The following is a 7,798-nucleotide window of genomic DNA, read 5'->3' as shown; positions in this document are numbered from 1 at the left end:
AAACTCGCTTGCCTTCATCATCTCACAGATTTTATGGTTTTCGGATAGGCCCTTAAAATCAGTCGGCTTCAAAATCTGCTTATTCACCAAACTGATCATCAAACTATCCACGATCGGCGATCGAAACTCCTCCATCAAATCAAACGCCAAATGCGGCTCCTTGCGCTCCGATCGATGCAAATTCCCCAAATACGGATTCAACCCCTCCGCCAAAATCAAACTCATCACATTATTAAAAAGCAACGTATACCCAAAACTCAGCAGACTATAGCAATCCTAAATGAGTCATAAATCAGTCCTTTGTCGCTGCGGTTCAAGGCGGCTTCTGCCCCCTAAATCCCCCATTCTGGGGGACTTCAAGCCAAGATTTCCGGTTTCAAAGTCCCCCATTCTGGGGGATTTAGGGGGCACGATCAACTGTGCATTTCACGAATGATTTAGGATTGCTATATAACTCGCTTCCAAGCCGCCTGAAAATTCTCAATGCTCAAAAATACTGCAATCTGAGCATCCATTTACTTTGCATTGTGATAAATCTCTAATCGAGCCGCCCACCCCAAAATCTCGATCGCGACTTCAGCTTCAATTTCTTCCTGCAAATATTGCTGACAGGCTTGCTGAATGTTGCGATAGTGCGGCTCAGTAGAGTTTGAACGCTGCTCCCCCGCCTTCACCAATACTTCTAAATATTCAAATAAACCTGGCTGCCTTTTCTGTCGAAGCGACCACCGCAAATAAGCAATTACCTTCTTCAGTTCATTCACATCAGTTTTACTAGCTTGCAGCGATCGCGCAATTTCATCTGCCGTCTTCCAATCCTGCTCTCTCATTCTTCCTCCCTCGGTTCTCGATCGGTTGGATAGCGCAATACCTGCAAAAGCTCACCCAAAAGCGACTGATCAATCAACTGTTGATGTGCCTCTGCAATCAGTTTTCGCTTCACGGCATTCGACCAAGCAGAAGTCTTGTAATCATAGTCAGAATAGCGATCGACCACATTTTGTTGATTCACAATTTCCGCCTTCGTGATCTCAACCGTAACCGTCCCCATTCCCTGATTTTTTCCGGCTCCCAGCTTCAAAGCGATCTGATGCTTAGAATCTTGTCCAAGTGCAATTAGCAATGCTCCCAACTCAGCCGAATCTAGATTCTTAAACTTCAATCGTGTTGTAAAAATTGCTCCCTTCGGCGCACGTTGAATCGCAACCGTTCGACCCTGCCCCTCCGCAACTCGGCACGTTTGATAGTAAAACTTTCGCCCCTTTGCGAAACCAGCGCGATCTCGATATTTCGTCAGCGATTTTGGTGAAAACATAGGACGCAAATAGCCAACCTCAGCAGGGACATCACACACCGCATCCGTAAAAGAAATTAATCCTTGATAGCCCATCGCCCCAAACACTCGTCCCGCAGCACAAAGACGATTCCCTTTTGGAGGCTCATAGCAATCAGGAAGGCGCATCGCTGACTGTGTTCCAGATCGACTATTCGTGATCACCTCATAAATTGCCCGAAGGCAACCTTTCAACGAACTGCCTTGAATGATTAACTTTCCATCCTGCGACTCGACCATCGGGCGAATCATTGCAATATCAGTCTCGCCAACATCCTGTCCCAGTGCTGAAATTCCTGATGAAACATGCACAGGCGTTTGTGCGGTCAAAGCGAGATCGAACCATCCATGAAAGCGATCGTGCCCAAAGCGATCGTGTCCATAACGCTCTTCTAGCTTCGGCTCTGTTGTTGCAAATGGAATCAGTTTGAATGAAGTATCTTCCTCAGTCATGACGCTTGTACCGTAAGTGCAATAAACTGAACTGCTAACGTGTTCACATTGCGAAAACACCGCTGCTGAATTCGAGACACCTCTATACCTTTTTCGTAAGTGAAGCCGTTTGGATATTGGGGATTTTTACGATCGCCTGTTAAATTTGTGCGATCGTGCATCAGAACCGGATGATCTTCATGCTCCCATTCGCCCGATAACGGCTGAAATCCCGCTTCATTCAACGGCTCTGAACTCAACATCAACACCCGATAGCTCTGTTGAAGTTGCTTCCACCGCAGTTCTAGTTGCGAATTAAACAATTGCCCTTCTGGACTCGGAAACCCTTTCAGATGGGTCTGAATCCCACTGACTTTGTGAGTCCAACGCAGAAAGTAGTAGCTAGAACCGCGATCGTACTTCTCTAGCAGTGCTTGTAACTCCTCTAGTTGAACCTGAGCCGAAGCAACATAAGTCATGCAACACGCTCCTTCAAGAGAACTTTCCATTGCTCCACAGTCGATCGGAACAAACTTTCGACTTGTTCTTGTCCGCTCCACTCCATCTGCACACCAAACCCTAATGACATTGCTTCAGCCGGAATTGGCGTTTGTTGCTGATCAGGAACCGGAAAATGGTAGGGATTATTTTCTAAAAATTCCCCTGCTCCAATCAGTGCTGTATTACTCCAGGATTTACGCGGTTTACCAAGCTTTTGAATTTTGCCATCTTGAAGCAAGCAGGTGGGATATCTTACGATCGCTCGTTTGTAATCAAGACTAACGGTTCCCAAGCCTCGCGATTTCCCGAAGCCAATTCCAAACCATCCATCATTCAAGTCTCGCAACACTAAGCCAATTAATCCTAGCTGTGCCAGTGAGAAATTTTTGAGGTGAATCTTTGTACTAAATGCACCAGAGGTACAAACTTCAAAGTTGAACAATGCTTTATCGGTTGCTGCACCTGTAACTCGATCGATCGCGACTCCATTTCGTTCTTCTAACACTAATGGAATTCCAGCTTGAGCATCATAGTAGGCATCTTCTACTCGCACTCGACTAGAAATCGAAGTGTTTCCAAACATTTGCTCAGTAAAGCAAGAATGGAGATAGACGTTCTCAGGGCTTTTTCCTTTAAATAATCTCGTTTGTCATTTAAGGGATCATTTGCCCATAGTTGATCGGGTTCTTTCAGGTTATAGCTTTGACTCCCTACAGTTCTGACAATTCGTTCTGCCTGGGCGCGAATTGCACCTTTGAGCGAACTTCCTGGAAAGTAAATCTCCTTGCGCCCATTGTGAAATGTTTCAACAAATTCCATATCAGGCTTTGTCGGATCAGCCCCTTGGCGACCCGATTTAATCAAAATTGGGCCTTCAGGGATGAGATTGAGTTCGATCGTGCATTGATTCACAATTGCCTTGTGCATAACAAGTTCCTAAGCTTGTACAACTTGATGATTGGATAGTTTGTGCAAGAGTGCTTCTGACCATCTTGATTTAAGTTCTGCATCATTCAGAATGTTCTGCTTCAGCGTTTGATCTTGATGGCTTGCAAGCTGTTTGAGATAGTTCAGCAATTTCTCTCGATCGATTTTGTCTCCTTGTCTGACATCGATCCACTCCATTCGCTCCAGCACCAACTTCACCACACCCAATCCTCTCGATCGTCCTCCTCCTAGTGGCAATTGTTCTGTCTCTAACTGGTACAACCCGACCAGCAACAATCCCAACTCCCAGTCTTCCGCATTTTCAATTACTGCCTGAAACTGAAAGGGTGTTCCCGCAGGAACCACTTGAAAATCGTAAAGCTTTCCACTCGAAGCCGTTTCGGTATCTCGCTCGATCGCGACTCCATTTCGCTCCTGATACTGTCCAAACCAAATCTCCGGCACAACTGTCAAATCACGAACCTGAAGCTTTCCAGCTAACCAAGGCGCACCAAATACAAGTGAGACTAAATCTGTTCTCTCTAGAATCTTCTCAGTGAGTGATTTATCGTCCTTATTCTCAGCTTCTTTGTATTCATCTTTCAGATCTTTGAGCCAAGCAGTTATTTTTGGATCGACTAGCTCCGAAGGATCTCTAGCAAAGTCTGAGTCAATACCACGCAGAAAACTTTCTAAGCGCGATCGCAGTGCCCCTTTGAAGCTCGATCCAGGAATCAAAGGACGACGCAGCGCATCTTTGATCACGGGTAAATCCGAGCCAATGGGATCAGTCGATTTCCCGGCTCCCACTCGCAATGCTGTCACTGTTGTCAGTGTTCCTGTAATCTCTAATCGATTCTTAAAAACGTTAAACATAGCTTCTCCCTACGGCTTGCGATTGACTTCTGGTTCTTTTCCATATCGGCGCAGGCGCAACTGGTCATTCACACTTTCACAACTAACCCGTAAGCCCTGTGTGACTCGAAAATGATCGATGCGGTTTTGATCAACATATTTGTCATACTGCAATCCTCCGTCTGCTTTTAAGGGTGCTGGATCGCCATTGGAGGCATTGAGCATAACGGAGACTTTTGCTAATGTCTCTTGGAGCTTCAGACGATCTTTTGCATCTTTAACTTGTTTGTAGTCTGCTTTGAAAGCATCGCTGTAAATTAATCTGGGAAATGCTAGTAAATCTTGTGACATCAGTTGAAGCTTAACTTCCTCCCAAATTAACTCGCCCCAGGTTGAAAATAGCTTTCTACCATCGACCTCCCACAACATCAATTCAGGAATCATTTCAGCTTCTGCAACTGTGGGTTCATGCCCAGCTTTTATCAAAGCAAGCTGCAACGCATGAGGCGCGATCGCAGCTTCATCAATTTTAATCGGGAGTCTCGGAATGGTAATCAGTTGCGAACCTGCTCCTTCAAAAATGTAGATGATTTCATCGGCGTAGAACATGCCAATCGTATTCATATACCCTTGCAAACTTTTGAAGCTGCCGACTAGATTGAAGTAAATTCGATAGCCGTGGTCTTTTCTCAAAGGTTCAACTGTTTCGCGTAACCAGACAATCAGTTCATCAATGCCAACTGCAAAAAGCGCTGTACTTGCCATTGATAACCCGCTTGGACAGACAATATTGACTTGAGTGATGCCTTTCGATCGCAAAAAAGATTCTACAATTTTGGCGGTTGCAACTCCTTGTGCAGTATCAGTTGCAATTAAATAGTGGATGTCTTGCTGTCCCTGATCTAGCTGTTCTTGGTAAATGCCATAGATGCCATTTAGCTCTGCACTTGCTAGACGAATTTGCTGTGAAGAACTTTGACTGAGAACTTCTTGAGATCGTGATTGCAAAACTTCGATAATTTCTTTTGCTGTTGCCGGAAGTTCTTCTGATTTGCAATTTGCAGTATCTCTCAACTGGTTATACCAAGTCTTTTCATCAGGACTCGATCGAACGATCTGATTTGTCAGTAAGCTAGTTCCAATTGTAGAAACAATCACTCGACGCATGGTAAATTCGCCTATTAATTTCGCTTCTGAGGCTTGCTAGGACGCTCAAATGCCTTAGATGGAGCATCAGGTTTAGACTGATTAAAATTCTTCTCTTCTCTTGCTTTTGAAGAGTTACGACCTTCTTCGACCAAAGCAGTATGTTCTCGAACTAAACTTCCTAAATAGAGTTGTGCAAGTCTGAGATGTAAATCTTTCAGATCCTTTGTGTATTCTGGTGTTTGGAAATATTCGCGGAGTTGGTGCTGCTCAGAGAGTGATGTTTTAACTTGCTCAAAAATCGCCTTTGCATCGTCTTCTAGCTCTTCTAATTGGAGAATTAACGCATCTACAAATCTTCGATCTCTGCGCTTTACGCCCAAGACTTTGATATCTCGTGCAGCTTGATAGCGCATATAAGTCTTAATGGTTTCTATGGACGATGTTGGATCAGAAGCAACTAGCAGAATGTTACGAAGCGGCGATCGCTTACTGGTGTCTTCGTGCCCAATATCAAATTCTCTTGCAAGTTTGCCTAATTTCTCAATCACGCCATCCATACGATAGCGAATCTCTCGATCGATTCTTAGCGTCAACTCTTCTTTCAGCAAACTCATACCGCATTCTCCCGAAACACTGTGTGAAACTCATTACAAACCTGTACCTGCCCGAATCCTTCGGAGGTACGATCGCCAATTCCTCTCCACTCTAGTTCTTGCAGCACTCCATACCATTGCTCTGGCTGTTCAGTGCTGAATAAGAACACTGAGCCTCGATTCGTTGTAAGCTCCATATCTTTCATCAAGCCCCAAGCAGAATTCCAGCCTGCTCGATAGTCGTAGCTGCTGTAAGAAGTTTCTAGATGAAGCGTAGAGTCTTGAATGCCTGCAAAATCTCGTAGCATTTGAGCAGATAGCACGATCGTATGTTGCCAGTTATCCGTCAAAATTACATCAGACTGGAGATCTAATGTGAAAAAGGTTCGCTGAGGCAAAGATTGATCAGGTGACTGTCTAAAAATAGACCAAAGGTTCCAACGGTCTTTAAGTTTTGAATTGAACGTAGCAATCTTTTTCTCAACAGATTCAACGGTCTGACTATTGTTGATTGCTAGATGGACTTTGCCCAGTCCTCTTGATGCAGAGCCTCCCATTCGGAAACTGTCAGAATGTTTCTGAAGATAGTTTCTCAATGCTGCTGCTAATTGATCATCATCAATCCAGATCTGACTGCGATAGCTGACGTATTCCCACTCTGGAAAGCGATCGCGCGTATTTCTCAAAAACGATTCATTCAAAACTTCGATGCTGTAAAGAATGTCATCCTGTGCAGTTGCTCTACGGCGATTGATCCCAACTTTCGTCAAAAAGCGGCTTGAAACACTATGCGTCCGATAAGGATACTGCCCATGAATTGCTTTGCTATAAAACCCGGCAAAAGGTTCAATGCGACTCACATCTTTAGGACAGCTTGGATCATAGATATGCCCGCATTGTTCAGCACAAAACCGATCGATTAACGTATCAAAAACGCCACCTTTCTCTTTGTTCTCCACCTTGAATCCAGGTTCAGCTTTAGAACTGACCGCCGTAGCAGGTAAAACATAAACAGCTTCAGGAACACAGCGAGATTCAGACTCACTGATTTTGGCGATCGCTGGATAAGCATTCTGAAAAATCGCAGGCTGTCCCCCTAAAAACAGGGCTTGAAACTGCCCACCATTGCTTGAAAGATCTTTAGTTTGCGGTTTTGCTGTCTTGAGAATCTGAGCCGCGATCGCACCTCGAATCATCGTGCCTGGAATGTAGCTTTCCGTTTCGCTGATCGAGCCACCTGGTTTCTGCCGTCCGATTGCTAATGGAGCTTGAGCCTTGATTTCTAGTTCAATACAATTCATTCCGACTCCTTGGGCGCAATCAGTTCTAACCAAATTTCATCGTCTGGACTCACTTGAGGAAATTCTGTCCAGGTGAGCCAACCGAGTCCAGCAGATTTGCTGCCCCCTAATGCGTGAAGATGCTGGAGTGCTGCCGAAATAAGTGCGATCGCATAATCTGGACAATCTGTGAGGAGATGAATGACTCCTTTGAAAGGAAGCTGAGCATTTGCAGGAGAAGTTTCTAAGAAAAAGAGCTTCTGATCCTCAGCCGTTCCTCGCGATCGATTGATTGAAACTCCGGGACGAATGACTTCTCCTAATTCTTCGCGGCTATACTGACAGACCAGATCATCGATCGCAATTCTTGCAGGTAAAATCGGATCACCAAAAATCTGTGAAACAAGGCAGTGATAGCCTGGATAGTTAGCAACTGTATAATGCGATCGAAATTCTGCTTCAACATCATCAGGACAAAGCTGATTCGCACCTGGAGCTTCAGCAATCCACCATCCTAAGCTTCGAGCTAACTTTTCACATTCGTGCCGTAGTCTGCCTTTGAGTTGAGAACCTGGGATGGTCAGTTGTCCTTGAGCATTCCGAACAATGGGCTTGTCAGCGAGGGAACCTGTTGAGCCGCCTGCACCAACACAGAGCGCTGAATCGACGATCGCACAGAGGTCGATCGTCTGAAGAATGGGGGGTGCAAGCTCATCGAGAACAATCAT

Annotated in this window: 11 protein-coding genes; all 11 read right to left on the bottom strand. The window is 45.1% G+C overall.

The features are described 5' to 3' along the window. Positions 1-261: CRISPR-associated endonuclease Cas1 (gene cas1, locus ACJ2PR_RS20015; RefSeq protein WP_446878282.1), on the bottom strand; the 261-nt coding region annotated here is incomplete at its 3' end. 254 nt (positions 262-515) lie between these two features. After that, positions 516-830 carry a hypothetical protein gene (locus tag ACJ2PR_RS20010; protein WP_446878281.1) on the bottom strand — a complete coding sequence of 105 codons (315 nt, stop codon included), beginning with the start codon at positions 828-830 and terminating at the stop codon, positions 516-518. Further along, positions 827-1,786 (bottom strand): RAMP superfamily CRISPR-associated protein, encoded by a 960-nt coding sequence (locus ACJ2PR_RS20005; protein ID WP_446878280.1) that lies wholly within the window; start codon positions 1,784-1,786, stop codon positions 827-829. Before ACJ2PR_RS20005 ends, ACJ2PR_RS20010 begins: the two co-directional genes overlap by 4 nt. Continuing rightward, a complete protein-coding gene (locus tag ACJ2PR_RS20000) occupies positions 1,783-2,244 on the bottom strand; it encodes a hypothetical protein (RefSeq protein ID WP_446878279.1) in 462 nt (153 codons plus the stop codon). The genes ACJ2PR_RS20005 and ACJ2PR_RS20000 overlap by 4 nt, the downstream gene beginning before the upstream one ends. Next, a complete protein-coding gene (locus ACJ2PR_RS19995; protein WP_446878278.1) occupies positions 2,241-2,849 on the bottom strand; it encodes an RAMP superfamily CRISPR-associated protein in 609 nt (202 codons plus the stop codon). Before ACJ2PR_RS19995 ends, ACJ2PR_RS20000 begins: the two co-directional genes overlap by 4 nt. After that, positions 2,810-3,193 (bottom strand): RAMP superfamily CRISPR-associated protein, encoded by a 384-nt coding sequence (locus ACJ2PR_RS19990; protein ID WP_446878277.1) that lies wholly within the window; start codon positions 3,191-3,193, stop codon positions 2,810-2,812. Before ACJ2PR_RS19990 ends, ACJ2PR_RS19995 begins: the two co-directional genes overlap by 40 nt. Positions 3,194-3,202: 9 nt before the next feature. Then, positions 3,203-4,069, bottom strand: a complete 867-nt coding sequence (gene csx7, locus ACJ2PR_RS19985; protein ID WP_446878276.1) for a type III CRISPR-associated RAMP protein Csx7 — start codon at positions 4,067-4,069, stop codon at positions 3,203-3,205. 9 nt (positions 4,070-4,078) lie between these two features. Continuing rightward, positions 4,079-5,215 (bottom strand): hypothetical protein, encoded by a 1,137-nt coding sequence (locus ACJ2PR_RS19980; protein WP_446878275.1) that lies wholly within the window; start codon positions 5,213-5,215, stop codon positions 4,079-4,081. A 14-nt stretch (positions 5,216-5,229) separates the two neighbouring features. Next, positions 5,230-5,811 (bottom strand): hypothetical protein, encoded by a 582-nt coding sequence (locus ACJ2PR_RS19975; RefSeq protein ID WP_446878274.1) that lies wholly within the window; start codon positions 5,809-5,811, stop codon positions 5,230-5,232. Then, positions 5,808-7,091, bottom strand: a complete 1,284-nt coding sequence (gene csx10, locus ACJ2PR_RS19970; protein ID WP_446878273.1) for a type III-D CRISPR-associated RAMP protein Csx10 — start codon at positions 7,089-7,091, stop codon at positions 5,808-5,810. Before csx10 ends, ACJ2PR_RS19975 begins: the two co-directional genes overlap by 4 nt. Continuing rightward, positions 7,088-7,798, bottom strand: coding sequence for an RAMP superfamily CRISPR-associated protein (locus ACJ2PR_RS19965; RefSeq protein WP_446878272.1), 711 nt, complete (start codon positions 7,796-7,798; stop codon positions 7,088-7,090). The genes csx10 and ACJ2PR_RS19965 overlap by 4 nt, the downstream gene beginning before the upstream one ends.

This window comes from Phormidesmis sp. 146-33 (assembly GCF_052939515.1).
This window is presented reverse-complemented; position numbering and strand designations above follow the sequence as displayed.

Bases quoted from the DNA above. Each gene is read 5' to 3' on its own strand.
- ACJ2PR_RS20010 (WP_446878281.1), bottom strand. From the start codon at position 830: ATGAGAGAGCAGGATTGGAAGACGGCAGATGAAATTGCGCGATCGCTG.
- ACJ2PR_RS20005 (WP_446878280.1), bottom strand. From the start codon at position 1,786: ATGACTGAGGAAGATACTTCATTCAAACTGATTCCATTTGCAACAACA.
- ACJ2PR_RS20000 (WP_446878279.1), bottom strand. From the start codon at position 2,244: ATGACTTATGTTGCTTCGGCTCAGGTTCAACTAGAGGAGTTACAAGCA.
- ACJ2PR_RS19995 (WP_446878278.1), bottom strand. From the start codon at position 2,849: ATGTTTGGAAACACTTCGATTTCTAGTCGAGTGCGAGTAGAAGATGCC.
- ACJ2PR_RS19990 (WP_446878277.1), bottom strand. From the start codon at position 3,193: ATGCACAAGGCAATTGTGAATCAATGCACGATCGAACTCAATCTCATC.
- csx7 (WP_446878276.1), bottom strand. From the start codon at position 4,069: ATGTTTAACGTTTTTAAGAATCGATTAGAGATTACAGGAACACTGACA.
- ACJ2PR_RS19980 (WP_446878275.1), bottom strand. From the start codon at position 5,215: ATGCGTCGAGTGATTGTTTCTACAATTGGAACTAGCTTACTGACAAAT.
- ACJ2PR_RS19975 (WP_446878274.1), bottom strand. From the start codon at position 5,811: ATGAGTTTGCTGAAAGAAGAGTTGACGCTAAGAATCGATCGAGAGATT.
- csx10 (WP_446878273.1), bottom strand. From the start codon at position 7,091: ATGAATTGTATTGAACTAGAAATCAAGGCTCAAGCTCCATTAGCAATC.
- ACJ2PR_RS19965 (WP_446878272.1), bottom strand. From the start codon at position 7,798: ATGATTGTTCTCGATGAGCTTGCACCCCCCATTCTTCAGACGATCGAC.